Origin of the sequence: Nocardioides houyundeii (assembly GCF_002865585.1) — a bacterium.
Taxonomy (GTDB): Bacteria; Actinomycetota; Actinomycetes; order Propionibacteriales; family Nocardioidaceae; genus Nocardioides; species Nocardioides houyundeii.
In genome coordinates, this window is sequence record NZ_CP025581.1 from 95,592 (window position 1) to 121,731 (window position 26,140).

The 26,140-nt window shown below is 72.0% G+C and carries 28 protein-coding genes; 16 read left to right on the forward strand and 12 right to left on the reverse strand.

Features of this window, described 5'->3' with window-relative positions; genetic code table 11:
• The first annotated feature begins 1 nt into the window (after position 1).
• From C0R66_RS00480 to C0R66_RS00500, 5 genes are read left to right on the forward strand one after another with little or no spacing between them, the layout of a single operon-like run.
• A complete protein-coding gene (locus C0R66_RS00480) occupies positions 2-1,915 on the forward strand; it encodes an acetyl/propionyl/methylcrotonyl-CoA carboxylase subunit alpha (protein ID WP_241901521.1) in 1,914 nt (637 codons plus the stop codon).
• On the forward strand, positions 1,912-2,826 hold the full coding sequence (locus tag C0R66_RS00485; protein WP_101523027.1) for a hydroxymethylglutaryl-CoA lyase: 915 nt from the start codon (positions 1,912-1,914) through the stop codon (positions 2,824-2,826). Before C0R66_RS00480 ends, C0R66_RS00485 begins: the two co-directional genes overlap by 4 nt.
• A gap of 34 nt (positions 2,827-2,860) precedes the next feature.
• Entirely contained in the window at positions 2,861-3,943 is a 1,083-nt protein-coding gene (locus C0R66_RS00490; protein WP_101523028.1) for a hypothetical protein, read from the forward strand.
• Positions 3,940-5,115, forward strand: coding sequence for a hypothetical protein (locus C0R66_RS00495; protein ID WP_101523029.1), 1,176 nt, complete (start codon positions 3,940-3,942; stop codon positions 5,113-5,115). Before C0R66_RS00490 ends, C0R66_RS00495 begins: the two co-directional genes overlap by 4 nt.
• The gene (locus C0R66_RS00500; RefSeq protein WP_241901522.1) at positions 5,112-6,386 is read left to right on the forward strand and encodes a hypothetical protein; all 1,275 of its coding nucleotides are present in this window, start codon (positions 5,112-5,114) and stop codon (positions 6,384-6,386) included. The genes C0R66_RS00495 and C0R66_RS00500 overlap by 4 nt, the downstream gene beginning before the upstream one ends.
• On the opposite strand, the gene C0R66_RS00505 is transcribed toward C0R66_RS00500, so the two are convergent.
• On the reverse strand, positions 6,347-7,027 hold the full coding sequence (locus C0R66_RS00505; RefSeq protein WP_101523030.1) for an EcsC family protein: 681 nt from the start codon (positions 7,025-7,027) through the stop codon (positions 6,347-6,349). The genes C0R66_RS00500 and C0R66_RS00505 overlap by 40 nt on opposite strands.
• A 52-nt stretch (positions 7,028-7,079) precedes the next feature.
• Between C0R66_RS00505 and aat the strand changes: the two genes are divergently transcribed.
• Together aat and C0R66_RS00515 are read left to right on the forward strand one after the other, a co-directional pair.
• A complete protein-coding gene (gene aat / locus C0R66_RS00510; RefSeq protein ID WP_241901523.1) occupies positions 7,080-7,793 on the forward strand; it encodes a leucyl/phenylalanyl-tRNA--protein transferase in 714 nt (237 codons plus the stop codon).
• 64 nt (positions 7,794-7,857) lie between these two features.
• A complete protein-coding gene (locus C0R66_RS00515; RefSeq protein WP_158647803.1) occupies positions 7,858-8,304 on the forward strand; it encodes a hypothetical protein in 447 nt (148 codons plus the stop codon).
• Positions 8,305-8,308: 4 nt separating this feature from the next.
• Here C0R66_RS00515 and C0R66_RS00520 read toward each other — a convergent pair whose 3' ends face one another.
• The gene (locus C0R66_RS00520) at positions 8,309-9,190 is read right to left on the reverse strand and encodes an Fpg/Nei family DNA glycosylase (protein WP_101523033.1); all 882 of its coding nucleotides are present in this window, start codon (positions 9,188-9,190) and stop codon (positions 8,309-8,311) included.
• Between the two features lie 29 nt (positions 9,191-9,219).
• On the reverse strand, positions 9,220-10,296 hold the full coding sequence (locus C0R66_RS00525) for a DUF2776 family protein (RefSeq protein ID WP_199286748.1): 1,077 nt from the start codon (positions 10,294-10,296) through the stop codon (positions 9,220-9,222).
• Positions 10,297-10,434: 138 nt separating this feature from the next.
• On the opposite strand from C0R66_RS00525, the gene C0R66_RS00530 reads away from it, so the two are divergent.
• The 3 genes from C0R66_RS00530 to C0R66_RS00540 all read left to right on the forward strand — a co-directional run bounded on the left by C0R66_RS00530 (position 10,435) and on the right by C0R66_RS00540 (position 13,166).
• A complete protein-coding gene (locus C0R66_RS00530) occupies positions 10,435-11,679 on the forward strand; it encodes an ATP-binding protein (RefSeq protein WP_101523034.1) in 1,245 nt (414 codons plus the stop codon).
• Positions 11,680-11,780: 101 nt separating this feature from the next.
• Positions 11,781-12,671 (forward strand): hypothetical protein, encoded by an 891-nt coding sequence (locus C0R66_RS00535; RefSeq protein WP_158647804.1) that lies wholly within the window; start codon positions 11,781-11,783, stop codon positions 12,669-12,671.
• 57 nt (positions 12,672-12,728) lie between these two features.
• Positions 12,729-13,166, forward strand: a complete 438-nt coding sequence (locus tag C0R66_RS00540; RefSeq protein ID WP_101523036.1) for a hypothetical protein — start codon at positions 12,729-12,731, stop codon at positions 13,164-13,166.
• Between the two features lie 32 nt (positions 13,167-13,198).
• On the opposite strand, the gene C0R66_RS00545 is transcribed toward C0R66_RS00540, so the two are convergent.
• From C0R66_RS00545 to C0R66_RS00555, 3 genes are all read right to left on the reverse strand, one after another.
• Entirely contained in the window at positions 13,199-14,038 is an 840-nt protein-coding gene (locus C0R66_RS00545) for an anti-sigma factor (RefSeq protein ID WP_158647805.1), read from the reverse strand.
• On the reverse strand, positions 14,025-14,600 hold the full coding sequence (locus C0R66_RS00550; protein ID WP_199286749.1) for an RNA polymerase sigma factor: 576 nt from the start codon (positions 14,598-14,600) through the stop codon (positions 14,025-14,027). The genes C0R66_RS00545 and C0R66_RS00550 overlap by 14 nt, the downstream gene beginning before the upstream one ends.
• Positions 14,601-14,768: 168 nt before the next feature.
• The gene (locus tag C0R66_RS00555; RefSeq protein ID WP_101523038.1) at positions 14,769-15,422 is read right to left on the reverse strand and encodes a fasciclin domain-containing protein; all 654 of its coding nucleotides are present in this window, start codon (positions 15,420-15,422) and stop codon (positions 14,769-14,771) included.
• Between the two features lie 120 nt (positions 15,423-15,542).
• Between C0R66_RS00555 and C0R66_RS00560 the strand changes: the two genes are divergently transcribed.
• The 3 genes from C0R66_RS00560 (at position 15,543) to C0R66_RS00570 (ending at position 17,876) form a co-directional block, all read left to right on the forward strand.
• Positions 15,543-16,346, forward strand: a complete 804-nt coding sequence (locus tag C0R66_RS00560; RefSeq protein WP_101523039.1) for a glycerophosphodiester phosphodiesterase family protein — start codon at positions 15,543-15,545, stop codon at positions 16,344-16,346.
• 10 nt (positions 16,347-16,356) lie between these two features.
• On the forward strand, positions 16,357-17,301 hold the full coding sequence (locus C0R66_RS00565) for a DUF5926 family protein (protein ID WP_101523040.1): 945 nt from the start codon (positions 16,357-16,359) through the stop codon (positions 17,299-17,301).
• A gap of 236 nt (positions 17,302-17,537) precedes the next feature.
• The gene (locus tag C0R66_RS00570) at positions 17,538-17,876 is read left to right on the forward strand and encodes a YnfA family protein (protein ID WP_101523041.1); all 339 of its coding nucleotides are present in this window, start codon (positions 17,538-17,540) and stop codon (positions 17,874-17,876) included.
• Here C0R66_RS00570 and C0R66_RS00575 read toward each other — a convergent pair.
• Genes C0R66_RS00575 through C0R66_RS00585 form a run of 3 tightly spaced genes read right to left on the reverse strand, consistent with a single transcriptional unit; the run spans position 17,873 to position 20,486 of the window.
• Positions 17,873-19,108 (reverse strand): arginine deiminase, encoded by a 1,236-nt coding sequence (locus C0R66_RS00575; RefSeq protein WP_101523042.1) that lies wholly within the window; start codon positions 19,106-19,108, stop codon positions 17,873-17,875. The genes C0R66_RS00570 and C0R66_RS00575 overlap by 4 nt on opposite strands.
• A gap of 9 nt (positions 19,109-19,117) precedes the next feature.
• Entirely contained in the window at positions 19,118-19,873 is a 756-nt protein-coding gene (locus tag C0R66_RS00580; RefSeq protein WP_101523043.1) for a GNAT family N-acetyltransferase, read from the reverse strand.
• A 4-nt stretch (positions 19,874-19,877) separates the two neighbouring features.
• Positions 19,878-20,486 carry a TMEM165/GDT1 family protein gene (locus C0R66_RS00585; RefSeq protein WP_101523044.1) on the reverse strand — a complete coding sequence of 203 codons (609 nt, stop codon included), beginning with the start codon at positions 20,484-20,486 and terminating at the stop codon, positions 19,878-19,880.
• 114 nt (positions 20,487-20,600) lie between these two features.
• On the opposite strand from C0R66_RS00585, the gene C0R66_RS00590 reads away from it, so the two are divergent.
• Positions 20,601-21,002 carry an Rv0909 family putative TA system antitoxin gene (locus C0R66_RS00590; protein ID WP_101523045.1) on the forward strand — a complete coding sequence of 134 codons (402 nt, stop codon included), beginning with the start codon at positions 20,601-20,603 and terminating at the stop codon, positions 21,000-21,002.
• 51 nt (positions 21,003-21,053) lie between these two features.
• Here C0R66_RS00590 and C0R66_RS00595 read toward each other — a convergent pair whose 3' ends face one another.
• Positions 21,054-22,580, reverse strand: a complete 1,527-nt coding sequence (locus C0R66_RS00595; protein ID WP_241901524.1) for an SDR family NAD(P)-dependent oxidoreductase — start codon at positions 22,578-22,580, stop codon at positions 21,054-21,056.
• Positions 22,581-22,789: 209 nt separating this feature from the next.
• Between C0R66_RS00595 and C0R66_RS00600 the strand changes: the two genes are divergently transcribed.
• Complete coding sequence (locus tag C0R66_RS00600; RefSeq protein ID WP_101523046.1) at positions 22,790-23,812, forward strand: zinc-dependent alcohol dehydrogenase family protein; 1,023 nt, start codon at positions 22,790-22,792, stop codon at positions 23,810-23,812.
• A gap of 26 nt (positions 23,813-23,838) precedes the next feature.
• On the opposite strand, the gene C0R66_RS00605 is transcribed toward C0R66_RS00600, so the two are convergent.
• Positions 23,839-25,164 (reverse strand): HNH endonuclease signature motif containing protein, encoded by a 1,326-nt coding sequence (locus C0R66_RS00605; RefSeq protein ID WP_101523047.1) that lies wholly within the window; start codon positions 25,162-25,164, stop codon positions 23,839-23,841.
• 115 nt (positions 25,165-25,279) lie between these two features.
• On the opposite strand from C0R66_RS00605, the gene C0R66_RS00610 reads away from it, so the two are divergent.
• Positions 25,280-25,732, forward strand: a complete 453-nt coding sequence (locus tag C0R66_RS00610; RefSeq protein WP_101523048.1) for an EVE domain-containing protein — start codon at positions 25,280-25,282, stop codon at positions 25,730-25,732.
• A gap of 99 nt (positions 25,733-25,831) precedes the next feature.
• On the opposite strand, the gene C0R66_RS00615 is transcribed toward C0R66_RS00610, so the two are convergent.
• Complete coding sequence (locus C0R66_RS00615) at positions 25,832-26,110, reverse strand: GlsB/YeaQ/YmgE family stress response membrane protein (protein WP_101523049.1); 279 nt, start codon at positions 26,108-26,110, stop codon at positions 25,832-25,834.
• Positions 26,111-26,140 lie beyond the last annotated feature (30 nt).

A 26,140-nucleotide genomic window follows, 5' to 3' on the forward strand; every position in this document is an offset into this window, starting at 1 on the left:
CATGAGAACCCTCCTGATCGCCAACCGCGGCGAGATCGCGCTGCGGGTGATCCGCACCTGCCGCGACCTCGGCATCCGCAGCGTCGCCATCCACACCGACCTCGACCGCTCCGCGCTGCACGTGCGCGAGGCGGACGCGGCGCTCCCGGTCTCCAGCTATCTCGACATCCCCGCCGTCGTCGAGGCCGCCGTACGGTCCGGGGCCGACGCGGTGCACCCCGGCTACGGCTTCCTCTCCGAGCGCGCCGAGCTCGCCCGCGCCCTGGCCGACGCCGGGATCACCCTGGTCGGGCCCACCGCCGAGGTGATGGACCAGATGGGGCGCAAGGACCGGGCCCGCGACCTGGCGGTGGCCGCCGGCGTCCCGGTGGTCCCGTCGTACGCCGTGGACGACGACCCCGCCTCGTTCGCCTACCCGGTGCTGGTCAAGGCGGCCGCCGGCGGCGGCGGCAAGGGCATGCGCGTGGTCCGCAGCGCCGAGGAGTACGACGCCGCGCTGGCCGCCGCGGCCCGTGAGGCAGCCTCCTCGTTCGGCGACGACACCCTGCTGGTGGAGAAGTACGTCGAGTCCGGGCGTCACGTCGAGGTGCAGGTGCTCGGCGACTCCCACGGCCACGTGGTGCACCTCTTCGAGCGCGACTGCTCCACCCAGCGCCGCCACCAGAAGGTGCTGGAGGAGGCCCCGGCGCCCACCATCAGCGCCGAGACCCGTGAGCGCATCACCTCCGCCGCGGTGGCGCTGGCGGCGCACGTCGGCTACACCGGCGCCGGGACGGTGGAGTTCCTGCTCGACAACGACTCCGGCCAGGCCTACTTCCTGGAGATGAACACCCGCCTCCAGGTCGAGCACCCGGTCACCGAGCTGGTGGTCCGCGCCGGCGGTGCGCCGGTCGACCTGGTGCGCCTGCAGCTGGAGGTGGCCGCCGGCGGCGTGCTGCCGTTCGCCCAGGACGACCTGACGCTGTCCGGCCACGCGATCGAGGCCCGGGTCTACGCCGAGGACTCCTTCGGCGGGTTCCTGCCGCAGGCGGGCACCGCCTCCATCGTGCGCTGGCCGTCCGGCAACCACGTCCGGGTCGACCACTCGTTGGAGAGTGGCAGCGTGGTCAGCACCTCCTACGACCCGATGCTCGGCAAGGTGATCGCGCACGGGCCCGACCGGGAGTCGGCCCGCCGTGCCCTGGTCGACGCGCTGGACCGGACCGCTGTGCTCGGCCTGACCACCAACACCGGCTTCCTGCGCACCCTGGTGGCCCGCGAGGAGTTCGCGGAGGCCCGGATCGACACCGCGTGGCTGGACCGGGTCGCCATCCCCGGTCCCGAGGTCCCGGCGCCGGCCGACGACGTCGCCCGGGTGATCGCGGCGTGGACCGACGTGGCCGTGACCCGGCTGACCGCCGGCGCGCCGCACCCGTTCGCCCCGGACAGCTGGCGGCTCGCCGCCGGTCCGGCACCGGTCCTCGTCGAGCTGGACCGCCCGGTCGCGGTGGAGCGCGCCGCAGGCCTGGTCGACGGCGTCCACCGGGTCGCCGAGCTCCGGATGGCCGACCACGAGGTGGTGCTCGACATCGACGACGTCCGGCACCGCGCGGTCGTCAACGCCGACCGGCACCGGGTCGAGGTGGTCCACCAGGGTCAGCGCCACGTCTTCGAGCGGCCCGACGTGTTCGCCGACCAGGCGGTCGCCGCAGGTGACGGCACGATCCTGGCCCCGATGCCCGGCACCGTGCTGGAGGTCAAGGTGGTCGCCGGCCAGCAGGTGGTCGCCGGCGAGGCGCTGGGCATGATGGAGGCCATGAAGATGGAGCTGGCCCTGAAAGCGCCCTTCGACGGCGTGGTCGCCGAGGTGCTCGCCGTCGCCGGAGCCCAGGTGGCCCTGGGTGCGCGACTGTTCGTGGTGGAGGCGGCGGCATGAGCGCCGAACGGGTCACCATCTACGAGGTCGGCCCCCGCGACGGCCTGCAGAACGAGAAGACCGTGGTCCCGACCGCGGTGAAGGCCGAGTTCGTCACCCGCCTGCTCGCCGCCGGCCTGCCGGTCGTCGAGGCGACCAGCTTCGTGCACCCCAGGTGGGTCCCGCAGCTCGCCGACGCCGCCGACCTGATGGGGCTGCTCGGTGACCAGCTGGGGGAGTCGGCCCGGGACCTGCCGGTGCTGGTGCCCAACGAGCGCGGCCTGGACCGGGCGCTCGAGCTGGGGCTCAAGCACATCGCGGTCTTCGGCTCCGCCACCGAGACCTTCGCCCGCAAGAACCTCAACCGCGGCCTGGAGGACCAGTTCGCGATGTTCGAGCCGACCGTGCGCCGGGCCCGCGACGCCGGCCTGGACGTGCGGGCCTACGTCTCGATGTGCTTCGGGGACCCGTGGGAGGGCTCGGTCCCGGTCGACCAGGTCGTCTCGGTGGGCAAGCGCCTGTTCGACCTCGGCGCCAGCCAGCTGAGCCTGGGCGACACCATCGGGGTCGGCACCGCCGGCCACGTCAAGGAGCTGGTCGCGGCGTTCGTGGCGGCCGGGATGTCGGTGGACCAGCTCGCCATGCACTTCCACGACACCTACGGCCAGGCGCTGGCCAACGCCTTCTCGGCGCTCCAGGAGGGGATCACCACCTTCGACGCCAGCGCCGGCGGCCTGGGCGGCTGTCCCTACGCCAAGAGCGCCACCGGCAACCTGGCCACCGAGGACCTGGTCTGGATGCTGCACGGCCTCGGCATCGAGACCGGGGTCGACCTGAACGCGGTGGTGGCGACCAGCGTGTGGATGGCCGAGCACCTGGGGCGCCCCAGCCCGTCCGCGGTGGTGCGGGCACTGGCACACTCACAGGAATGAGACCCAGCGCCATGAGACTGGCACAATCCCCGGCATGAGTCGGGTCGTCTACCTGCACATCGGTGCCCCCAAGACGGGCACCACCTACCTGCAGGACAGGTTGGCCCGCAACGTCTCGACGCTGGCCGAGCACGGGGTCACCATCCCCACCAAGAACCGGTTCGTCCCCGCGGACCTGTTCCACTTCCGTGCCGCGCTCGACCTGCTCGAGCAGGACTGGGGCGGGGCTCCCGGGCACGCCAACGGCGCCTGGGACGCCATGGTCCGCCGGGTACGCCGCGCCTCGGGCCCCGTGGTGATCAGCCACGAGATCCTCGCGCCCGCGCCGGCGGACAAGATCGCCAAGGTGATGAACGACCTGGCCGGCTGCGAGGTGCACATCGTGTACTCCGCGCGCGACCTGGGACGCCAGCTGCCCGCCGCCTGGCAGGAGAGCATCAAGCAGGGCCGCAAGTGGAGCTTCAAGCGCTTCCTGACCAAGGTGGAGCGCGGCGAGACCTGGTTCCGCAAGGCGTTGGACCTGCCCCAGGTGCTCAACAACTGGGCCGCCAAGCTGCCGCCGGAGCAGGTGCACGTCGTCACCGTCCCGCACGACCGCGCCGGCAACCTGCTCTGGCAGCGCTTCTCCACCGCGTTCGGCATCGACCCGTCCTGGGCGCCGCTGGACAGCGAGCGGTCCAACCCCTCGCTGGGCGTCGCCGAGACCATGCTGATCCGCAAGCTCAACCGTCGCCTGGAGCTGGGCGTGCGCCGGGAGGCGACGTACGACGCCCTAATCCGGGAGATGCTCGCCGAGGGCGAGCTCGTCAACCGGCCCTCGGTGCCGGTGACGCTGCCTCCCGAGCACTACGACTGGGCGGAGGACCAGGCCGAGCTGTGGATCGACTGGATCCAGGGCAGCGGCGTGAACGTGGTCGGCGACGTCGCCGACCTGCGCCCCCGGCGCCCGGCCCCGGACACCCCCTGGACCGACCCGGACAAGGTGCGGGCCCGGCCCCAGCTCTCCGCGGCGATGGACGCGCTCGCCGCGATGACCCGCGAGGCCGCCTCCCGCGCCGAGCCCGGCGGCCTGACCCGCGTGGTCCGCGACAGGGCCCAGCAGCTCCGCAGCCGATGAGCAGCCTCGGCGCCGACAGCGCTCCCCAGGACCCCTGGGCCGGTGCGGTGACCGGTCTCGACCGGGCCTGGGGCTGGGTGCGGCACCTGCTGGACGGCGGCAGCACCGAGTGGGCGCAGTGGACCCGGCCCGGGGCCCCGCTGGGCCGGGTGGTGCCCGGCGCCCAGCAGCTGGAGCTGCTGCGCCGCCTCAACGAGACCAGCGCCGGCCTCGCCCCCGGCCACACCGTGCCGGCCACCCTGGCCCGCCGGGTGCTGGAGGCCAGCGCGCCGGGCCGCGGCCGACCCGACCTCGAGCTCGTCGGCGCCGCCCGCGACTCCCGCTTCGGAGCGCGACCGGTGGACCCCTCGACCCTGGACGAGGAGGAGCTGCTCCGCGTCGCCGGCTACCTGCTGGCCCAGGACCTGGTCGCCCTCGGCCCGGTGCCGCGGCGGCCCGACGCGTTGCCCCGGCCCTGGCGGCGCCGCTACCGGCTGGTCGGCGATCCCCTGATCAGCGACCCCCTGCGCCGCGAGCTGGTGGCCCGGGGCCGCGGTCCCCGGCCCGGCGGACTGATCGTCATCGTCGGCACCGACCTGGACCGGATGCTCGCCGACGCCTGGACCGCCCGCTGCTTCGACCACGCGATCGGGTCGTGGCCGGAGTGGGTGGAGACCTGGCACCAGCGCGGCCAGGTCCCGCCGCGGGTCGACCTGCCGCGGATCGCCCGCACCTGGACCGAACGCCGCGGCCCCGGCCCCGTGCACGTGGTGACCGACCCCGCGCTGCTGCCGGACCTGCTCGGCGTACGACGGCTCCAGGTGCCGCCGCGGCCCGGCCTGGCCGCCGCCGAGCTGGCCCGCCGGCTGGCCGCGGTGCTCGGGCTGATGGTCACCCCGGCCCGGCGCACCGAGCTGCTGGTCGACGGCCTGCTGCCGCGACTGCCGCAGTGGACCCTGGACGCGGGCCTGCCCGCGGTCCCCGACGAGCGCCGCGACTGGGTGGAGCGCCGCGCCCGTCGGATGGCGCGGCAGCTGGCGCGCGCCGGCCACCCGGTGCTGCCCGCTGCGGCGCTCGTCACGGGACCCGTCACGGGACCCGTCACGGGACCCGTCACGGGGCCGGACGCCGGAGACGGCGTACTCTCCCTGGCGATGCAGATGCTGCTGGGCGGCTGGAGGGAACAGCGGTGACAGGCTCGACCGGGGCGGGCCCGACAGGTCCGGGTGCGCGCAAGCGGATCCTGGTGCACGTCGGAACCCCCAAGACCGGCACCTCGCACCTGCAGGACGTGCTCTTCCGCAACCGGCAGCGGCTCGCCGAGCACCACATCTCCTACCCGGCGGACCGGTTCGACGCCCACTTCCTGGCGGCGCTGGACCTGATGAAGCTCAACTGGGGCGGTCTCGAGCTCGAGGCCGTGGGCGCCTGGGACCGGCTCGCGGAGCAGGTGCGCGCCTGGCCGGGCACCTCGATCATCAGCCACGAGATCCTCGCCACCGCCTCCCGGATGCAGGTCGACCGGGCGCTCACCTCGCTGACCGGCGCCGGGCCCGACGGGCTCGCGGGCAGCGACGTCGAGGTGCACCTGGTGCTCTCGGTCCGGGACCTGGTGCGGCAGATCCCCGCCGAGTGGCAGGAGAACGTCAAGCACCGCAGCGTGATCAGCTACGAGAAGTTCCTCCAGCAGATCAGCGACCCGGAGCGCGACAGCCGGATCGGCACCTGGTTCTGGGGGGTGCAGGAGATCCCCGACATCATCAACCGGTGGGGCGCCGACATCCCGCCCGAGCGCATCCACCTGGTCACGGTGCCGGCACCGGGTGCCCCCCGGGACGAGCTGTGGCAGCGGTTCAGCCGGGCCTTCGGCCTCGACGGGCTCGACCTGGACCTGACCGCCGAGCGGGCCAACCCGTCGCTGGGGGTGCCCGAGACGGCCCTGGTGCGGCGGATCAACCGGCGCGTGGTGAAGGAGGTCGAGCCGGCGGACTACCGTCCGCTGGTCCGCGAGCTGCTGGCCCACCAGACGCTCTCGCGGCGCCGGCGCTCGGACCGGCTCCGCCTGCCCCCGACGCTGCACGCCTGGGCCCAGGAGGTCTCCGCGACCTGGATCGCCGAGATCGAGGACCGGGGGTACGACGTGGTGGGCGACCTCGCCGACCTGGTCGGCGCGCCCGCCTCAGACAGCTGGTCGGACCCGGATCGGCCGGAGGAGGCCGAGGTGGCCGACGCCGCGGTCGACGCCATCGGCGCCCTGCTGCTGGAGGCCGCGCGGCTGCGGGCCGCCGAGGCGCACCTGGCCTCCGAGCTCGACCACACCCGCGCCGCGCTGGAGCGCTCCTACCTGCGACCGACGTACCGGCTGCGGGAGAAGCTGGTGCACGGCCTGGAGCACACCGGGTCGGGCCGGGCGGCGCTGACGGTCTATCGCCGGCTGCGCGGCAGGAGCTCGCGGTCGGCGTAGCGCCCCGCCCGCCAGGTGGAGTAGCCGTCGGCGCCGGCACCCACCACGCCACCGACGACGGGGATCCGGCGTCCGACCATGGTGGCGAGCCGCTTGCCGGCGACCTTGGAGATCAGGAACGTCGCGACCTCACCGGCCAGCACGACTGCCAGCGTCTCGTCGAGGACCGGGGCGGTGGCCATCGCCATCGGGGTGCCGGGCAGCTTCTTGTTCTTGATCAGGCCGTTGACCTGCTCCTCGCCCAGCATGGTGGCCAGCACCGCGTTGCGCACCCGCGGGTTGTCGAGGTCGTGGCCCTTGAGATGGGCGATCCCGGCGATCATCCGGCACTGGATCAGCGCCAGACCCGTGATGTTGGCCGGGAGGGCCACCGCGAGGGTGACCAGGCCGCCGAGGTTGGTGGCGAACCCCTGGCCACCGGCCAGCCGGACGTTGTTCTCGATCACCTCGTGGATGGCGCGCTCGACGTTGCCCTTCTGCTCGGCCAGCTGCTTCTCCGCGGCCGCGGCGGCGGCCGGCAGCGGGCCGATGCCGTCGACCGCGCGGTTGAACGCCTCCAGCACCGCTCGCGAGGTGACGTTGGGTGCGAGCTGGCCGATCTTGGGGGCGAGCTGGCGCCCGAAGGACGAAGTGAGACCCATGCGGCCAGCCTAGGGGGCGGGTGGGAAGGGGGGATACCGTGACGGAGTGCCCGTGGAACCTCCAGCCTCGTCGTGGGGCTTCGACGACCTGGCTGACCTGGACCCCGCCGACGATCTGGTGGCGATCGGTGCCGACCTGCGACCCGGCACGCTGCTGGCCGCCTACCGACGCGGGCTGTTCCCGATGCCCTCCGGCGACGCGCACACCCCGCCGTACTGGTTCTTCCCGGTCCGCCGGGCCGTCCTCCCGCTGGAGGCGATGGTGGTCTCCCGATCGTTGCGGCGCTCCGCGCGCACCATGGAGATCCGGGTGGACACCGCCTTCGACGAGGTGATCGCGGCCTGCGGCGACCCCCGCCGCCCGGACGGCTGGATCGACGAGGGCGTCGTCGCGGGCTACCAGCAGCTGCACGAGCTCGGCTGGGCGCACTCCGTCGAGGCGTGGCGGGACGGGGAGCTGGTAGGCGGGCTGTACGGCGTCGCGATCGGCGGCCTCTTCGCCGGCGAGTCGATGTTCCACCGGGCCACCGACGCCTCGAAGGTGGCGCTGCTGGGCCTGGTCTCGCTGCTGCGGGACGAGCACGCGGACTGTCGGCTGCTCGACGTGCAGTGGCGCACCGACCACCTGGCCTCGCTCGGGGTGGTCGAGCTGACGCGCCGCGAGTACGCCGCCCGGCTCACCGAGGCGCTCGCGGTGCCCCTGCCCCGCGCCTTCGACGGCGACGCAGGCCCGCTCATGGGCCGCTCGGCGGGACCGGGAGAGTGAGAGCTGTCCCATTTCCGGGGGGTGGCGCTGCGGAGGTCGACCCCGATGGGGCACTCTTTGCTCCATGAGGTATGTCGCGGGGGCGGTGGGTCTGCTGCTGGTCGGCGGGCTGGCCCTGGGGTGCGGGGAGTCCGAGGACGACACGCCGGAGCCGACGACCAAGGAGCGCCACTGCTCGGCGTACCAGTCGTTCTTCTCCGAGCGCGCCAGTCACGGCTCGGACGCCTCCGACGCCGAGGTGGTCGCCACCCTGAAGGGCTGGGGCGAGGACCTGGAGGAGATCGGCGCTCCCGAGGACATGACCGAGGACGCGAAGGCGGGCCACGACATCTGGGTCGACCTGATCGGCCAGGTGCGCGACGACGCCAACCAGTCCGAGGTGGTGGCCCTGGAGGCCGGCCTGTCGGGCAAGCAGGTGGCCGAGGTGGAGGAGTTCTTCGCCTACAACGACTCCGAGTGCCTCTCGGCCTCCTCCGGTCCCACGGACCAGCCCAGCGATCCGACAGACTGAGCCCTCACTTCAGCAGCTTGGACATCCGGCGGTCGGCCAACGGCTTGCCGCCGGTCTGACAGGTCGCGCAGTACTGCAGGCTGGAGTCGGCGAAGCTCACCTCGCGCACCGTGTCGCCGCAGACGGGGCACGGCTGCCCGGTCCGGCCGTGCACCGCGAGGTGCGACTTCTTCTCGCCCTTCAGCTCGGCGGCCGCGAGCCCGCTGCTGCGGGTCACCGCGTCACCGAGGGTGATCCGGATGGCGTCGTGCAGCACCATCAGCTCGTCGTCGTCCAGGCTGCTGGCGGGCTTGAAGGGGGACATTCGGGCGGCGTGCAGGATCTCGTCGGAGTAGGCGTTGCCGATCCCGGCGATGGTCCCCTGGTGGCGCATCACGCCCTTGAGCTGGGCGCGCCCGGCGGCGGTGAGGATCTCGCGCAGCCGCTCGGGCGTGAAGTCGTCGGCGAGCGGATCGGGTCCGAGCCGGGCGATGCCCTCGACGTCGGCAGGATCCCGCACGACGTAGACCGCCAGGCTCTTCTTGGTGCCCGCCTCGGTGACGTCCAGGCCGGCGGTGTGACCGGCCTCGTCCTCGTCGAGGTGGATGCGCAGCGCGAGGGGGTTCTTGGCATTGGGCTTGGCCGGCAGCGCGGGCACCTCCTCGCGCCACCGGATCCAGCCGGCGCGAGCCAGGTGGATCACCAGGTGCAGGCCGGAGGCCTCGATGTCGAGGAACTTGCCGTGCCGTCCCACCCGCTCCACCAGGGTGCCGTGCAGGGCCGTCAGCGGCGGGTCGAAGGTCTTCAGGGCGTTGAACGCCGTGAGGTCGACGCGGGTGATCGGCCGGTCTCGGAGTCGGCGGTCGAGGTCCTGGGCGAGAGCCTCGACCTCGGGCAGCTCGGGCATGTGGTGAGTGTAGGACCGGGGTGGGGCGGCTAGCCGCTCTCCTGGGAGGAGGTCCCGCTCTCCAAGATGCTCACGATCGAGTAGAGCGAGAAGCAGATGGCGCCCAGGCCGGCCAGCACGTGCGCGGCGATGAACACGTTGCTGTCGCTGATCGCGGCCTGGAAGACGAACGAGGAGAGGAACAGGCAGGACAGTGCGGTGAGCACCGGGATCAGCGGCACCCGGTTGGCCAAGGCGAAGGTACGGCGCCACACCAGCGCGAGCAGTCCGATCTTGCTGAGGATGCTGAAGCAGACGAGTCCCAGGCCGATCATCACGAAGCCGGGGGTCTGGTAGTAGGGCTGGCGGTCCAGGACGAGCAGCACGATCCCCCAGACCATGCTGATGGTGCCCATCGCGATCGTCAGCCAGGGCCAGATCATCCGGTCCCGAGCGGTGTAGGCGTTCTGCACCTGCCGCAGGATGCTGAGCACCAGACCGATCAGGCAGGTGCAGATCATCGCCACCCCGGCCACCACGTGCGCCACGGTGAAGCGTCCCGGGGTCGTGGCCTGCACCAGGTTCACGATCACCACGACCCAGGCCGCCGCCGCGAGCAGCACCGGGATGGCGCTGAGCACCAGCACCGCGGACCGCCCGAAGGCGCCGTCAGGCGGCTGGTGGTCCCCCTCCGGCCTCGCCGAGTTCGCCGGGATCAGCGAGAACTTCGTCGACGCCGTGGCGACGGTGGCCACGCACCCGCTGATCAGGCCCAGGCTGAACACCACGTGCCCGGCGACGTACTCCTCGTTGAGCCCGGCGCTCGGGGCGCCCGCGAAGAGCCAGACGCCGTACGCCGCGGTGCCGATGGCGGTGAGGTAGCCCAGCGTGGGGTAGAGCACCCGGTCGAGGGCGTTGAAGCGCTTGATCAGCTGCCTGATGATGGTGGCCGCCGTGCAGAACAGGCACAGGCAGATGGCGCCCAGGAAGGTGACCACGCGGCCTGCCACGAAGTTGCCCGGGGTGTCCTCGGCGTTCCAGACGTAGAGCCCGAGCCCGACGCAGACGCCCATCATGGCGAGCGGGATCGCGCGGAAGAGAAGACTGATCCAGTAGTTCACGTTCACGACCCCGCTAGTGCCGGCGTCCGGGCGAGGAGGTCACCGGACAGTTCAGTAGAGCATGGGAGGGATCGGGCGACCAGGGTTCGAGGACTCGCTTGCCCAATCTAGGCATCGGGCTAGATTGCCGGATACCTTCTCATCGTGGACCCCATTCGCAACCCTTACGCCCCCGGCGCCGGTCAGCGCCCTCCCGAGCTCGCGGGCCGCGACGAGCAGCTGCGGGCCTTCGACGTGGTGCTCGAGCGGGTGGCGGCGGGACGGCCCGAGCGCTCCCTGGTGCTCACCGGGCTGCGGGGGGTGGGCAAGACCGTGCTGCTCAACGCGCTGCGCTCGGCCGCGGTCCGCAAGCACTGGGGCACCGGCAAGCTCGAGGCCCGGCCCGACCAGGGGCTGCGCCGGCCGCTGTCCAGCGCCCTGCACCAGGCGGTGCGGGAGCTGAGCCACCCCCGCCCCGAGGACGCCGACCACGTGCTGGGCGTGGTCCGTGCCTTCGCCCAGCGCGACGCCGGGGTCAACGCCAAGCTCAAGGACCAGTGGAACCCGGGCATCGACGCCCCGGCCGTCCGGGGTCGGGCGGACTCCGGCGACATCGAGATCGACCTGGTCGAGCTCTTCACCGATCTCGGCGGCCTGGCCGCGGATGTCGGCAAGGGCGTGGCGATCTTCATCGACGAGATGCAGGACCTGGGGCCCGACGACGTCTCAGCCCTGTGCGCGGCGTGCCACGAGATGAGCCAGAGCGGGCTGCCGGTGATCGTGGTCGGGGCAGGGCTGCCCCACCTGCCCGCGGTGCTCTCGGCCAGCAAGTCCTACTCCGAGCGGCTCTTCCGCTACCAGCGGATCGACCGGCTGGCCCGGGAGGCGGCCGACCGCGCGCTGAGCAACCCGGCCGAGGACGAGGACGCGTGCTTCACCGTGGCCGCGCTGGAGCAGATGTACGTCGCGACCGGTGGCTACCCCTACTTCATCCAGGCCTACGGCAAGGCGGTGTGGGACCTGGCGCCCACCTCGCCGATCACCGAGCACGACGTGGCGGTGGCCGCCCCCGAGGCCGAGGCGGAGCTGGCGGTCGGGTTCTTCGGGTCCCGGTACGAGCGCGCCACGCCGGGCGAGCGCGAGTACCTGCGCGCGATGGCGGACTGCGCGGTGGCGATCGCCGAACGCGTGGCGGCCGAGCGTGCCGCGGGTCAGGAGCCGAGCGAGACCCTCGACGACGTGGGGTCGGTGCCGACCGCCGAGGTGGCCGCCGAGCTGGGCAAGAAGCCGCAGTCCCTCTCCCCGGCACGCGACGCGCTGCTCAAGAAGGGCCTGATCTACTCCGGCGAGCGCGGGCGGATCGCCTTCACGGTGCCGCACTTCGGGCGCTACCTGCGCGAGCACGCCTGATCCGACCTGCACGGTCGATCGGGACAGCCGCACCGAAACCGCCTAGGTTGTGCTGAGCCGGGCTGGCGAACGCCCTCCGGCGCACGGGGGAGGAGAGCGGAATGAGCGCATCTGGGGAGTCGGCGGTGCCCGTGGACTACACACCGCTGGGGCGCAGGCCGACCGTCGAGGAGGTCGAGCTCCTGCGCCAGGAGGTGGCCCGCGGTGACCACGGGAAGGACGCCCACACCGCGACCTCCCCGGCCAGGCTGGGCGCGTTCGTCGGCGGCCTGGTCGGGGGATTGCTGGTCTTCGTCAGCGGGGCGGTGATGCTGACCGACCGGTCGGATCTCGGCGTCGGTCTGGCTGCCCTCGGGGTGAGTGCCGGGATCGGCCTGGTGGTCGGGTTGCTCGTCGCCGCGGCCACGCATCGGTCCTGGCGCAACACCGTACGACTGGCCTCGTTCGCCCGAGCCAACGGCTTCGAGTTCCGCGTGCGGGCCAAGGCAGCCCGGCTCCCCGGGCTGCTCCGGTCCGGGTCCCACGCCAGCACGTCGGACCGGGTGTCGTGGGATGCCGGCGGCTGCCCGGCCCAGATGGGCATCTACTCGCGCGCCAGTGGCGGGAGCCGGCCCAACACGACCACGACTCGCTACCTCGCGGTGCACCTTGGCCTCGACCTTCCCGCGATGACGTTCCTCTCCGGGCGCCGCGTGGCGTTGCGTGGGGTCCGGCGGCGCGGACCGGACGCCTTCGAGGGCCGGCCGCACTCGCTGCGCATGGGCGGCTCGCGCACCGACGAGCGTGCCACCGCCCTCTTCGACGAGTCGGTGGTCGCGCTGCTCACCGACGCCGACATCTCCTGCAACGCCGAGTACGTCGACGGCTGGTTCCTCGTCTACTACCCCCACCGCCGCAGGGACGAGGAGACCCTGTGGGGGCACGCGTTCGCGCTGGCGGACGCGGTGGTCGCCGCCCGTCGGGGCCCGCTCTCCGGAGCGGCTGGTCGTTAGGTAAAGGTCCGCGCATTCTGGGTGGGAGCACCGCCTGGCGCGCGTAGCCTCCCGTCCATGCGTACCTCCGACTTGGTCTCCTCCGGGCCCTACTGGCAGATGGCGCAGCCGGTGATGGCCGCCGCGGAGTCGCCGATCCACATGGCCCACCTGCGCTGCGTGCAGGGCACCCAGGACTTCACCGGGACCCTGTTCGTCACCTCCCACCAGGTGATCTGGCGTGCCGTGGACCCCCGCGTCCCCGAGGGGATGGAGTTCGCCCTCGCGCTCACCGACCTCGCCGCGGTCGAGCAGCCGAGCCGGGTGGCGGTGTTCCACGCGTTCCGGGTGGTGACCGAGGACCAGGGGCGTCCGGTGGACACCTACTTCTTCCCCCAGAGTCGCACCGACACCGACCGGCTGCTGTGCGACCTGATGTTCGACCAGGTGCTGGCAGCCTGGAACCGGGTCCAGTCGGGGACCCCGGAGCACCTCGGCTTGAGCTTCACGGCCTGAGCTTCACACCCCCGAGCAGCTCGCTGCGGGCCTCAGCCCTCCAGGGTGCCGCGCGCCAGGCTCTCTCCGGAGTGCACCGGGTCGCCATCGTCGGGCTCGGCGGAGATGTCGACGATGCGGTAGCCCTCGTCCAGCAGCTCCTCGGGGAACTCGAAGTCCCCCGCCTCGCCGCGTGCCAGGAGCCCGAGCGAGACCATCCGGCTGCCGTCGAGGTTTATCAACCAGACCTCGCGGATGCCGTCGGGGTCACCGAGCTCCTGCGCCTCCACGTGCAGCACCACGCGGTCGTCGTGCCGGCGTACCTGGGCCTGGCCGCGGGCAGCTGCCCCGTCGTCCAGGGAGGCCAGCTCGGCGGTGCCGACCACGGACGCCGCCGGGGGCGTCTCGTCGTCCGAGCCGTTCGCCAGGATCATCCCGCCGCCCAGCCCGACCGTCAGGGTCACCACGGCAGCGGTGGCGGCGAGCCAGGCGGGCACCGAGCGCCGGCGCCGGTCCAGGCTGACGACCTCGCTGGCCGGAGTGCCAGTGGTGCCGGTCGTGCCGGTGGCGGGCCTGGGTGAGTCGGCAGAGGGTGCCTCGGACTGGGGGGCCTCGGGCGTCGCGGTGAGCAGCTGGGCCGAGCCCTCAGGGACCTCGGTCTCCCGGGCGATCTCGGCGGAGATCGCGGCCCAGACGTGTTCGGGAGGAGCGACCCCGACGTCGTCCGCGGAGGCGCGGACGAGGTCGAAGGTCTCGCGCAGCTGCGCCAGGGAGTCGCGGCACGCCTCGCAGGTCAGCAGGTGGACCTGGGCCGCCTCGACCTCGGCGGGCGGCAGGTCGTCGGCGTCACCGAGGGCGAGCGCGGCGATGACCTGGTCGTCAACGTGTGGCACCGCGCACCTCCTCCAGGGTCTTCGACAGCTGTTGCAGGCCACGACGTACGTGGCTCTTGACCGTGCCCAGCGGGAGGCCGAGACGCTGGGCGATCTGGTCGTGAGTCAGGTCCTCGTGGAACGCCAGTCTCAGAATCGTACGACGTGGGTCCGGCAGGTCGTTGAGCTTCTGTCCCACCACCAGCCGCTCGATGACGTGGTCGTCGGACGCCTGGCCGGCGTCGCGGCCGGGGGACTCGGACGCGGCGACCGCAGCGGCACGTCTGGCGTCCTTCGCCCGTTCGGCCAGCCGGTCGGAGATGCGGTGCCGGGTGATGCCCACGAGCCAGGCCGGGAAGGCATGGTGGCTCGGGGTCAACGTGTGTCGACCACGCCAGGCCGAGACGAACACCTGCTGGGTGATGTCCTCGGCCTCGTGGTGGTTGCCCAGGGAGCGTGCGGAGATGGAGTGCACCAGGGTGGACCAGCGGCGGAAGATCTCGGCCAGGGCGTCCTGGTCGCCGTCGCGGAGCCGTGCTGAGAGCACGAGCACCGAGGACTCGTTGCCATCGGTGGGGATCACGGCGCCACGTTACAGGCGACGTGCGGCCTGACGGGCGAGTTGCGGGTCGGGTCGGACCAGGTGGTGGTGGGCCGCGGGGGGCCGTCGGCCCACCACCGTCGTCCGCCGAGCCTCAGCGCGTGAGAGCTAGCGGACGAGACTGGTCGATCTCACTCTGCTCAGCGTGTCTCAGAGGTTGATCGGACGGAGCACCCGGTCGATGCCGTGGGCGATCTGCTTGTTGCCCTTGTTGATGTCCAGGGCGCCGAGGATCGCCTTCGGGTCCTTGGCGTCACGGTCCTTGTCGACCAGCCGGACGACGGGGCCCTCGTGGTTCTTGCCGATCTTGACCTTGACCTTGCCGCCCTGGGCGGTGGTCAGCCGGGCGTTGTTGGACTTCAGCACCTTCTTGCTGTTCAGGGTCGAGCCCGGGACCACGTGGTAGAGCAGCACGGTCTCGATGGTGTCCACACCGGCGAGGTCGACGAGCGCGGTGAAGAGCTTCTCCTCGTTGCGGATCGTCTTGCCGGTCAGGTCCTTGGCGAGCAGGCGGAAGGCCTGGTCGGTCGGGGCGAAGGCGGTCAGCTTGACGCTGCCGTCGGCGAGCAGCGCGACGGGGGAGTCGGGCTTGGCGGCCACGATGGCCAGCGCAGCCTCGGTGAGGATGTCGAAGTCGGCCTTGTTCTTGTCGAACCTGTTGCCGTCGGAGGTGAGCACCTGGACGAGGCTCTTCTCCTTCTCCTTCGGCGCCTGTGCCTGTGACTGGGCCTGCGCCGGAAGGGCGCCGCCGATGACCGTCGCGGACGTGGCCAGGGCCACCAGGCTCATGGTGAGTCGCTTCATGGGTGTTCCTCTCAAGAATGGTCAGCACCTTGGTGTGCTTGTCTCCCCCTTCTCCGTGCGGAGGGGCCGGCTGGATGCACCGGGGAGGAAAAAGATTCGAGGTGGGGCAGACTAGGTGCGGTGAGACCCCAGGTCGTTGCCCACCGGGGCGCCAGTCACGAGCAGGCCGAGCACACGTTGGGCGCCTACACGGCCGCCCTGGACGCGGGCGCCGAGGCCCTGGAGTGCGACGTCCGGCTGACTGCGGACGGGCACCTCGTCTGCGTGCACGACCGGGACCTGCGGCGCACCGCGTCCACCCGCGGGATCGTCTCCACGATGAACCTGGCCGATCTCGACGACCTCGACTTCGCCTCCTGGAAGAACCCGTGGGCGGACCTGGACGACGAGGCGCCCGAGGTGGACGCGTCCCTGGGCAAGGTGCTCACCCTGCGCTCCCTGCTGGAGACCGTGCGCGACTACGACCACCGGGTGGAGCTGGCGATCGAGACCAAGCACCCCGTGCGGTACGGCGGTCTGGTGGAGCGGCGGCTCGTGGAGACGCTGGCGGACTTCGGCTGGGCCGGGGCGGACTCGCCGGCCCGGGTGATGAGCTTCTCCTGGAGCGCGCTGCAGCGGGTCGAGCGGCTGGCCCCGGAGCTGGACGTGGTGATGCTGATCGAGAAGGCCCACCACTGGCCGATGCTGCGCCGGGTGATCGGCGAGGACTGGAAGGTCGGGCCCGGGGTCGAGGAGCTGCGCGAGCATCCGGGCCTGGCCCGGCGCCTGGTGGCGAGCAAGCGCGACCTCCACGTGTGGACGGTCAACAACGCCGCCGACCTGGAGCTGTGCCTGGAGCTGGGTGCCAGCGCGGTCATCAGCGACCGTCCGGCGTACATGCTGGAGCTGCTCGGGGGTTCGGAGGACACCGCGACCGGCGTATAGGTTCCACACCATGGCTAAGAAGTCCCGAACCAAGACCCCGTCCGCAGCTCCCCAGGAGGGTGAGGTCGGCCCCCGGCAGCCCTGCCCCTGCGGGTCCGGCAAGCGCTACAAGGCCTGCCACGGCGCGTCCTGGGGTGCGACGACTCCCTACGTGGCCCGTCCCTTCGAGGGCATGCCCAGCGAGTGCGACGTCATCGCGATGCGTGAGCTGGTCCCGGCCGCCACCGCGCCGGTGACGCTGGCGGACTCGGACCGCGTCGTCAGGCTCTGCTCCCTGCTCCCGATGGCAGCCCCCGCGATGGTCCGGGACTCCGGGGAGATCTGGCTGGGCCTGCAGGTGCAGCACAACTACGGCGACCCGGCCCGCGACCTGGGCGCGGTGCTGGAGGCGGCTCTGGCGCAGGCCGACGAGGGCCGCTCGGGCATCGTGGGGCTGCAGACCGACCCCGGGCCGGGCGCGCGGCTGCAGGACCTGATCCCCGACGAGTCCCTGGAGATCACCGTCCACGACGGCTTCGGCTACTGGCTCGACGACGTGGCCGAGCGGGACGCCGCGATGGAGGCCGCTCTGGAGCAGGCCAACGGTGCCGCCAACCCCACGGTCCGCCTCGAGGGCGTGACCGCGGCGTACTGGACGAACGTCGGCACCAAGGAGCACCTGCGCTGGGTGATGCCGCACGAGGAGGAGCGGCTGCTCACCGCGCTGGCCCGGCTGCACGCGGCCGGCAAGGACTCGATCGCCGAGGGCTCGCGGCTGGTCGGGATGTTCCGCGCGCACGGTCGGCTGGCGCCGGTCTGGGACCTGCCGATCGGGACCGGCGCCGAGGTGCTGGAGGGCCCGGTGACGCAGTTCGCCGCCGACCTCGAGCAGGCGCTGGAGGACTCCAGCGACCTCACCTCGGAGCAGCGTTCCGCGCGTGCCGGACTGGCCAATCGCCAGGTCACCATTCGCTGAGCGGACGCGCGTCCCCGGCGAGGCAGAGATATCACTCACTTTCGGGGGAAACGAGCGCCACGATGTTGTTTGTTCAGCCTTCCCTGGCGTAGGTTGTGACAGCCCGGTCGTTGTTGTATCCCCCGTCAACAACGGCCGGGCTTCTACATTTTCTGCCCCACCTTCACGCGTCCGGCGAGTCGCCCGCGGAAGCCGTCGGGCCTCGGGTTCGGCGGGTCGTCCGTCATGCTGTGCCCATGAACGTGACGCGCTCGGCGCTCCTCTTCGTGGTCGCCGCGGTGGCCGAGATCGGCGGTGCCTGGCTCATCTGGCAGGCCGTGCGGGAGAACCGCGGTTGGCTGTGGGCCGGCGCCGGCGTGGTGGCGCTCGGCCTCTACGGCTTCGTCGCCACCTTCCAGCCCGAGGCCAGCTTCGGCCGGATCCTGGCGGCGTACGGCGGGGTGTTCGTGGCGGGCTCGCTCGCCTGGGGGATGGCGCTCGACGGCTTCCGCCCCGACCGGTACGACGTCGCCGGCGCGCTGCTGTGCCTGGTCGGCGTGGCGGTCATCATGTATGCCCCCGGCCCGCCTGACTAGTCGACCGGCAGCGGTGCCCGGGAGATCGGGCAGCTCATGCAGCGCGGCCCGCCGCGACCCGAGCCGAGCTCGGAGCCGGCGATCCGGACGACCTCGATGCCGGCCTCCTCGAGACGGTCGTTGGTCTCGTCGTTGCGCTCGTAGGCGACCGCCACCCGGGGCGCCAGCGCCAGGGTGTTGTTGCCGTCGTCCCACTGCTCGCGCTCGGCGGTCACCGGGTCCAGCCCGGTATCGATCTGGTGCAGCGTGTCGATCTCCATCGCCTTCGCCGCGGCCACCAGGAACGGCTCCGCCCCGGCGACCAGCAGCCGGCCCGGCTCGCCCTGCGTCACGGCGTACGCCTGCAGCGTGTCGGCGACGGCCGGGTACATCACGATCTTGTCGACGTCCACCATGGTGCACACGGTGTCCAGGTGCATGGTGGCGCGCTCCTGCGCGATCGGCACGGCGAGCACGGTGTGCGCCAGCTGCTCGGAGAAGACGTGGCGGGCGAAGCGCTCCACCCCGGCGGGCGTGGTCCGCTCGCCGACGCCGACGGCGATCACGCCGGGCGCGAGCAGCAGCACGTCACCGCCCTCCACGCTCTCGTGCTGCCAGCCGTGGATGGTGGCCGTGCCCGCGAACCGGGGGTGGCGGGTGTAGATCAGCTCGGTCAGCTGGGTCTCGCGCCGTCGGGCCGGCATGGCGAGCGAGGTGATCGCCACCCGGTCCCGGATCCACACCGAGGAGTCGCGGGTGAAGAGCAGGTTGGGCAGCGGGTCGATCAGGAAGTCGTCGCTGGCCAGCAGCGAGGTCACCAGGCCGAACCCGCCGCGCACCTCGTCGTTGCGCACTCCGGCGGTCAGGAAGAGCGCCAGCTCGTCGGGGGAGTGGTCGTGCAGGGCGGCGCTGAGGTAGGTGGCCATGGTGTCGCCCAGGTGCAGGGTGTTGGTGACGCCCTCGATCGCCTGCGCGCGGGCATCGGCGTCGGCCAGGGTCTCGACCAGCAGGTCGGTCAGGTAGAGCACCTCGACGTCCCGGTCCCGCAGCGCCTGCGCGAAGGCGTCGTGCTCCTCCTGCGCCCGGCTGACCCAGGGGATGCCGTCGAAGAGCAGCTTGTCGTTGTTGCGCGGGGTGAGCCGCTTCAGCTCGGGGCCGGGACGGTGCAGCATCACGGTCTGCAGGGTGCCGACCTCGGTGTCGGCCCCGTGCCCCTTGGCCGGACTTGGGTTGGGCGTGCCTGTCGAAGCCATGGCGAGACTCTAGACGGCCCCGCCTGCGAAGAACTCCTCGGCGAGCAGGGCGTAGCGCAGAGTGTCGGTCCACCGGCCCTTTGACCAGTAGTCCTGGCGGAAGTGGCCCTCGCGGCGCATGCCCAGCCGCTCGCACAGCGCGGCGGAGCGTTCGTTGCGCGCGTCGAGCTCCGCGGTGAGGCGCATGAAGCCGTAGTGCCCGAAGCCGAGCCGGAGCATCGCGCGGGCCGCCTCGGTGGCCAGCCCCTGGCCGGCCACGTCCGGATGGACCACCCAGCCCAGCTCGGCCTGGGCGTACTCGGGCGCCTTGAACATCAGCACCACGTCGCCCACGACCCGGCCCGCCAGCTCCATCACCAGTCCCAGCCCCTGGGGCGGCTCCTGGTCGTCCCCGGCCAGCCCCAGCCGGCGCCGGATCTCAACCGCCGTCTTGTCCCGGGACATGGGCTCGCTGAGCAGGAGCTCGGAGACGTCCGCACGGCCGTAGTAGGAGTGCAGGTCGTCGACGTCGTCCAGCTGCACCCGGCGCAGCACCAGTCGCTCGGTGCGCAGCGGCAGCTCGGGTGGCAGCGGCAGCAGCAGCCGGTCCCTGGCCTCGGTCACCCAGCTCGGCGGATCGAGGAGCTTGGCCGCGGCCTCCCCCAGCAGTCCCCGGGCCACGTTGTCACGACGATCGGCCTCCAGCCGCAGCGCGCCCTGGTGCGCCTGGTCGAGGAGCCGCTCACGCAGCAGCGCGCGCACGACCAGCTCCTGCTGCTCGGTCATCGCCTCAGCCTGCCACCAGCTCGTAGACCGAGACCAGTGCCAGCACCAGGCAGACGGTGGCGCCCGCGTAGTGCAGCACCGAGAGCCTCACCTTGCTCAGCAGCACCCGGCCCACGATGACCGCGAGCCCGGAGACGGCCAGGAGCGCGCCCCAGGCGCCGAGGAAGACCGAGAGCGGGTCGTCGTACTTGGCGACCAGCGAGAGGGTGAGCAGCTGGGAGAGGTCACCCCACTCGGCCGCGAACAGCACGATGAACGAGGTGGCGACGACCTTGAACCCGTGCACCTCGCCGCGTGCGGCGGCCTTGTCCGCGAACTCCTGCTCGGTACCGGAGGCCTCGGCGTGGCTGCGCGCCTCGCGGAACAGCAGCAGGGCGCCGAGCAGGAACATCACCGCGGCGGCGGCGCGGACCACGTCGGTGGGCAGGAACGACGCCGCGGATCCCAGCGCCACGGCGATGCCGGTCTGCACCGCGAAGGCCAGACCCACGCCGATCCACACCAGGAGCGGACGGAACTTGGTGCTCATGACCAGCGTCGCGATGAACGTCTTGTCCGGCAGCTCCACCACGAAGATCGCGGCGAAGGTCAGGACGACCACGAGCGGGTCCATGACGGTGCTCCTCAGGTGCTTGCGTACGGCGACCGAGGGGTCGCGTCAGTGGGGTCAACCTACTCTTGAGCCGGAGTCCGCCAGGACCCCGCATCCGCTCTCCAGGAGGTAGAGATGTCCCTTGCCAAGGACCTGAAGGCCAAGATCGACGAGCTCGAGCTGGAGCGCCGGCTCAAGGCGCTCGTCGACGACACCGAGAAGACGGCCGGCGAGGCGGTCGAGAAGGCCGGCGGCCTGGCTCACGAGCGACGCGACGAGATCGCCCGGGCGCTCGAGAAGGCCACCACCAAGATCAACTCCCAGACCAAGAACCAGTACGTCGACAAGGTCGAGAAGGTGCGCCACAGCCTGCTCGAGGGGCTCGACAAGCTGGCCGCCCGGCGGCGCCTGGGCGACCCGGTCGCCCCGATCGAGCCGCCGACGGGTCAGACGCAGGACGAGACCCAGGCCAAGATCCAGGACGGGACCCAGGGCGGGACTCAGGCTGACCGGCCGACGGACCCGCCCCTGTCCTGAACCTCAGCTGTCCTGAACCTCAGCTGTCCTGAACCTCAGCTGTCCTGAACCTCACCAGGGCGAGGGTCGGTAGTCCTTCACGAAGCAGCCGTAGAGGTCCTCGCCCTGCTCGCCGAGCACGATCGGGTCGTAGACCCGGGCCGCGCCGTCGACCAGGTCGAGCGGCGCGTGCCAGCCCTCCTCGGCGATCCGCAGCTTGTCCTCGTGGGGACGCTCGTCGGTGATCCAGCCGGTGTCCACCGCGGTCATCAGGATCCGGTCGGTGGTGAACATCTCCTCCGAGCTGGTCCGGGTCATCATGTTGAGCGCGGCCTTGGCCATGTTGGTGTGCGGGTGGCCCGCGCCCTTGTAGCGGCGGGAGAACTGCCCCTCCATCGCCGAGACGTTCACGACGTACGCGCGCCGGGCTCCGGCCTGCACGGCGGCCCGCATCGCCGGCCGCAGCCGGGAGACCAGCAGGAACGGCGCGATCGAGTTGCACAGCTGCACCTCGAGGAGCTCCAACGGGTCGACCTCGTCGACCACCTGGGTCCAGGAGTTGTTGACCTGCATGTCCGGCAGCAGCCCGCCCGCGTCGACCGCGGTGCCGGTCCGGTGCGCCTCCAGCGAGGCGGAGCCGGCCTTCAGCGCCAGCGCCGAGATCGACGCCGCGGTGTGCGCCGCGTGCGCGACCTCGGCGGACTCGCCCTCGTGGCGGGGGACCGCGTCACCGGACAGCGCGCCCGCGATCGCCGCCGGGTGCGCCTCGCTGATGCCGTCGAAGGAGACCATCTCGGGCAGGGCCAGGCCGGCCGGCAGCGGCGCGTCCTCCATCTCGATGAGCTGGGAGTAGGCCCCGGGCGAGCGGCGTACGGTCTGGCAGGCGTTGTTGATCAGGATGTCGAGGGGACCGGCGGCCGCCACGTCGTCGGCGAGGCTGATCACCTGCGCCGGGTCGCGCAGGTCGATCCCGACCACCTTGAGCCGGTGCAGCCAGTCGGCGGAGTCCTCCATGGCGGCGAACCGGCGTACGGCGTCCTTGGGGAAGCGGGTGGTGATCGTGGTGTGGGCGCCGTCGCGGAGCAGCCGCAGCGCGATGTACATGCCGATCTTGGCGCGGCCGCCGGTGAGCAGTGCCCGCTTGCCGGTGAGGTCGGTGCGCTGGTCGCGCTTGGCGTGCGAGCTCGCGGCGCAGGTGGGGCAGAGCCAGTGGTAGAACGCGTCGACCAGGGTGTAGTCGTTCTTGCAGATGTAGCAGCCCCGCGGGTTGATCAGGGTCCCGGCGAACGCGCCCGGGGCGTTGGAGACCAGCGGGATGCCGGCGGTCTCGTCGTCGATCCGCATCGCCGATCCGGTCGCCGTCTGCTCGGTGATCGCCCGGTCGTGGGCGAGCTCGGCCTCCCGCTTGCGGGTACGCCGCTCCTTCTTCAGGGCCTTGTACATGTGCGAGGCCGCCCGCTTGACCCTGACTAGGTCCGCGTGGTCGTCGGGGAGCTCGTGCAGCTGGTCGAGGACCCGGATGGTGGTGGCGAGGTCGTCGGGGTCGATCCCGGGACCGGCCGGGGGTGCGTCCAGGGGTGCTTCGTGGTGCTGTGTCACTGACGGATCTTCCCACCTGCGCGGCGGGTTGCGGGCATCTCGGAGCAGACCGGTGAGGTGACTCACGTCCTCGGGGTGAGTCCTTGTGCCCTTGTTGAACGGCCTGAGCTCCTCCCATAGTGGATCGGGACCGCTCACGATCAGCTGCCCTCGGGACCGTTCGGCGGACCGTTCGCCGGACCGTTCAGGGCGCGACGAAGGAGAGCCTCATGCGAGGAGCCATCCTGCACGGCCCCGGAGACGTCCGGGTCGAGGACCGTCCGGACCCGGTGCTCGAGCAGCCGACCGACGCGATCATCCGGCTGAGCGCCACCTGCGTCTGCGGGTCGGACCTGTGGCCCTACCGGGGCATCGACCGGTCCGGGCCAACGGCCCCGATGGGCCACGAGTACGTCGGCATCGTCGAGGCCGTCGGCGACCAGGTGCAGGCCATCAAGCCCGGCCAGTTCGTGGTGGGGTCGTTCTTCGCCTCGGACAACACCTGCGAGATCTGCCGGGCGGGCTACCAGTCCCGGTGCGTGCGCGCGGAGGGCGTGGGTGGGGTCGGCACCCAGGCGGAGCTCGCCCGCATCCCGCTCGCCGACGGCACCCTGGTGGCCACCCCCGAGGTGCCACCGGCGGAGCTGGTGCCCAGCCTGCTGGCCGCCTCCGACGTCCTGGGCACCGGTTGGTTCGCCGCAGTGGCCGCCGAGGTCGGACCGGGCAAGACCGTCGCCGTGGTCGGCGACGGCGCGGTCGGACTGCTCGGCGTGCTGGCCGCCAAGCAGCTGGGCGCGGAGCGGATCATCGCCATGTCGCGTCACGAGCCCCGGCAGCGGCTGGCCGAGGAGTTCGGCGCCACCGACATCGTCGTCGAGCGCGGCGACGCGGGTGTCGCCCGGATCAAGGAGCTCACCGGGGGGCTGGGTGCGCACTCGGTCATCGAGGCGGTCGGCACCCAGGAGTCGATGATGCAGGCCATCCGGTCCACCCGCCCCGGGGGCCACGTCGGCTACGTCGGGGTCGCCCACGACGTCTCGCTGCCCGGCGGGGAGCTGTTCTTCGCCGAGGTCCACCTGCACGGCGGACCGGCGCCGGTTCGCCGGTTCCTGCCCGACCTGATCGAGAGGATCTGGAACCGTCGGATCGACCCCGGCAAGGTCTTCGACCTCGAGCTACCGCTGGAGGAGGCGGCCGAGGGCTACCGCGCGATGGACGAGCGGCGCGCCGTCAAGGTCCTGCTGTGGCCCTGATCGTCATCCCTTGAGCAGGTCGGCTCCTACCGCCTCCGGTGGAACCGCCACTCGCCGGAGGAGTGCTGTCGCAGGTCCCACGCCGGATCGTGGGCCTTGCGATGGTGGAACCCGCAGAGCGGAAGTCCGTTGTCCAGGTCCGTGGCCCCGCCGCGACCCCAGGAGAGCCGATGATGGTGGATCTCGCACCAGGCGAAGGGCCGTTCGCACCCTGACGTTGCGCACGTCTCGTGGCTCAGGGACAGTGCCCGGCGTTGGGTCGCGGAGTGCAGTCGTCGTTCCCGGCCCAGGTCCAGCGGCTCCGAGGCGCCGCCCAGGACGGCGGGGACCAGACCGGCCTCGCACGCCATCCGTCGGGCCTCCCCGGCGGTGATCCGGACCCCGCTGTCCAAGCGGGCCGCGCCGATCCCGGTCAGCAGTGCGTCGAGGTCCAGCGTCACCAGGACCGTGGCTTGCGACGGCGACAGGCCGGTGGTGGGCAGGTGCTCGATCAGCTCGCAGAACCCCTGCCCGCGGGTCTCCAGGTAGGACTGGGACTGCGGGGCGGAGGGATCGATCGTGCTGGACGTGGACCCGTCCGCGGCGCGCTTCAACCCGAGCCGGCGAGGGCTGGTCAGGTGTGCCAGCACGGTCTCCAGGAGGTTGCCGTGCAGCTCCGGGATGCGAAACTTCCCCGACCAGGTGCCGTCGCCGTTCTCATGCAGGGACAGGAAGGTCTCCGCGTCCGCACCCGCCTTCTCCCGGGTCAGCATCTTGAGCTCGTGCTCGTCGGCCAGGGTCCGGTCGATCGGGTCGAACATCCGACGCGCGGCCTGCCGGAGCCGCTTGGCGTTCATCGGCCGTCCCGAACGGGTCGAGTCCCCGGTCGCCTTGCCCACCAGCAGCTCCTCGGCGGCAGCGACCTGCTCAGGAGTGGCCCGGTCAGGAGCCTCCTCCGCGGCGTCCACGATCACCCGGACCTGGTCGACCCGCAACCGGCCGGCCGCGAACGCCTCCCGCGTCGCCGCATACTTCGAGCCCAGCAACCTGCCCAGCCTCAGGCCCGACGCCTGCGAGGCCCGGGTCGAGCCCAGCAGCCCGGCGAGCCAGGCGTCGGTCCCGGTGGCGGCACCACCCAGGTCGGGGTCCTCGGCCACCCGCCGGGCCTCCGCCTCGGCCGACAGGCGCAGCCGCAGCGCGGTGGCTGCGGACTCCAGCTCGCCCACCCGTTGCAGGGCCTCGGCCAGGTCGGCGGACCCCACCGCATCCGCCGGCACGGCCCCGGCGCCTCGGACCGCCTCCTGGGCGGCCGAGACCAGCATCGTCACCCGGGAGGTCATCTCCCGGGAGGACTGCAGCTGGCTGACCGACATGAGACAAGCCAACCGCGCACCGCCGACAGTTCCGGCCCGGAGAAGGCCCCGATCTCGAACCCTGGACAGGTGTTCGAAAAAAGGCAGAATTGCCCCCTGTGACAGGGTGAGACCCGTGGCAACCACGACACCAGCGCTTACCCGCGAGTCGCTGGGTGCCTGGCTGATCAAGACCAGCCCGGGCTCCACGTCGGTGGAGGATCTCCTGGCCGGCAGGCGCGCCGCCGTCACCACCAGGTGTGTGCGCAGGTCCTACCGGACGGACCTGATCGAGTCGGACCAGCCGGTGCTCCTGTGGATCAGCGGGCGCGACCGGCAGCACCCGCCGGGCATCCACGCCGTGGGCCGGACGACCGGAGCAGCTGTGGTCGACCGTGACGGTCAGCTGGTGATGCCGGTCGAGCTCGAGCCGCTCTCGCGTCCCGTCCCCAGGGCGGAGCTGCTCGCCCATCCCGTGCTCTCGCAGCTCGAGGTGCTCCGGATGCCGGCCGGCAGCAACCCGTCCTTCCTGACGCACCGGCACCTGGACGAGCTGCGGCACGGCTGGCCCCAGGCGGAGGCGCTCTGACCCGCCAGACCTAGGCGGGTCTCTCTAGCCGCAGGGTCCACCATGCGAGCGGACCGGGGCCACTTCGCAGTGGCCCCGGCGCCGGGTTCGTCGGTCGCCTCAGACGTGGGCCGCGCTGCGGCGCTGCGACCACTGCCAGATCAGCAGGGCAATGACGGCGCCGATGATCGAGCCGATGATGCCCGCCGGCTGGAAGAGGCCGTCGTCTGCGTCCTTTCCGAACAACAGGTAGCCGAGCAGCCCGCCGACCAACGAGCCGACGATGCCGAGCACGATGGTCGCGACGATGGAGAGGTCTTGACGACCGGGCACGAGGAGTCGGGCAACGAAGCCGGCGATGGCGCCGACGATGAGAATGGTGAGGATGAGTCCGAGCATGAGTCTGCCTTTCTTCGAGAGGCCGACCGG

What these genes read in the sequence shown, in the direction of transcription:
- C0R66_RS00515 (WP_158647803.1), top strand. Translation starts at nt 7,858, where the DNA reads ATGAGGTATGTCGCGGGGGCGGTGGGTCTGCTGCTGGTCGGCGGGCTG.
- C0R66_RS00580 (WP_101523043.1), bottom strand. Translation starts at nt 19,873, where the DNA reads ATGACCGAGCAGCAGGAGCTGGTCGTGCGCGCGCTGCTGCGTGAGCGG.
- C0R66_RS00565 (WP_101523040.1), top strand. Translation starts at nt 16,357, where the DNA reads ATGGCTAAGAAGTCCCGAACCAAGACCCCGTCCGCAGCTCCCCAGGAG.
- C0R66_RS00485 (WP_101523027.1), top strand. Translation starts at nt 1,912, where the DNA reads ATGAGCGCCGAACGGGTCACCATCTACGAGGTCGGCCCCCGCGACGGC.
- C0R66_RS00520 (WP_101523033.1), bottom strand. Translation starts at nt 9,190, where the DNA reads ATGCCCGAGCTGCCCGAGGTCGAGGCTCTCGCCCAGGACCTCGACCGC.
- C0R66_RS00585 (WP_101523044.1), bottom strand. Translation starts at nt 20,486, where the DNA reads ATGGACCCGCTCGTGGTCGTCCTGACCTTCGCCGCGATCTTCGTGGTG.
- C0R66_RS00480 (WP_241901521.1), top strand. Translation starts at nt 2, where the DNA reads ATGAGAACCCTCCTGATCGCCAACCGCGGCGAGATCGCGCTGCGGGTG.
- C0R66_RS00495 (WP_101523029.1), top strand. Translation starts at nt 3,940, where the DNA reads ATGAGCAGCCTCGGCGCCGACAGCGCTCCCCAGGACCCCTGGGCCGGT.
- C0R66_RS00570 (WP_101523041.1), top strand. Translation starts at nt 17,538, where the DNA reads ATGAACGTGACGCGCTCGGCGCTCCTCTTCGTGGTCGCCGCGGTGGCC.
- C0R66_RS00590 (WP_101523045.1), top strand. Translation starts at nt 20,601, where the DNA reads ATGTCCCTTGCCAAGGACCTGAAGGCCAAGATCGACGAGCTCGAGCTG.
- C0R66_RS00575 (WP_101523042.1), bottom strand. Translation starts at nt 19,108, where the DNA reads ATGGCTTCGACAGGCACGCCCAACCCAAGTCCGGCCAAGGGGCACGGG.
- C0R66_RS00540 (WP_101523036.1), top strand. Translation starts at nt 12,729, where the DNA reads ATGCGTACCTCCGACTTGGTCTCCTCCGGGCCCTACTGGCAGATGGCG.
- C0R66_RS00555 (WP_101523038.1), bottom strand. Translation starts at nt 15,422, where the DNA reads ATGAAGCGACTCACCATGAGCCTGGTGGCCCTGGCCACGTCCGCGACG.
- C0R66_RS00535 (WP_158647804.1), top strand. Translation starts at nt 11,781, where the DNA reads ATGAGCGCATCTGGGGAGTCGGCGGTGCCCGTGGACTACACACCGCTG.
- C0R66_RS00600 (WP_101523046.1), top strand. Translation starts at nt 22,790, where the DNA reads ATGCGAGGAGCCATCCTGCACGGCCCCGGAGACGTCCGGGTCGAGGAC.
- C0R66_RS00490 (WP_101523028.1), top strand. Translation starts at nt 2,861, where the DNA reads ATGAGTCGGGTCGTCTACCTGCACATCGGTGCCCCCAAGACGGGCACC.
- C0R66_RS00605 (WP_101523047.1), bottom strand. Translation starts at nt 25,164, where the DNA reads ATGTCGGTCAGCCAGCTGCAGTCCTCCCGGGAGATGACCTCCCGGGTG.
- C0R66_RS00505 (WP_101523030.1), bottom strand. Translation starts at nt 7,027, where the DNA reads ATGGGTCTCACTTCGTCCTTCGGGCGCCAGCTCGCCCCCAAGATCGGC.
- C0R66_RS00615 (WP_101523049.1), bottom strand. Translation starts at nt 26,110, where the DNA reads ATGCTCGGACTCATCCTCACCATTCTCATCGTCGGCGCCATCGCCGGC.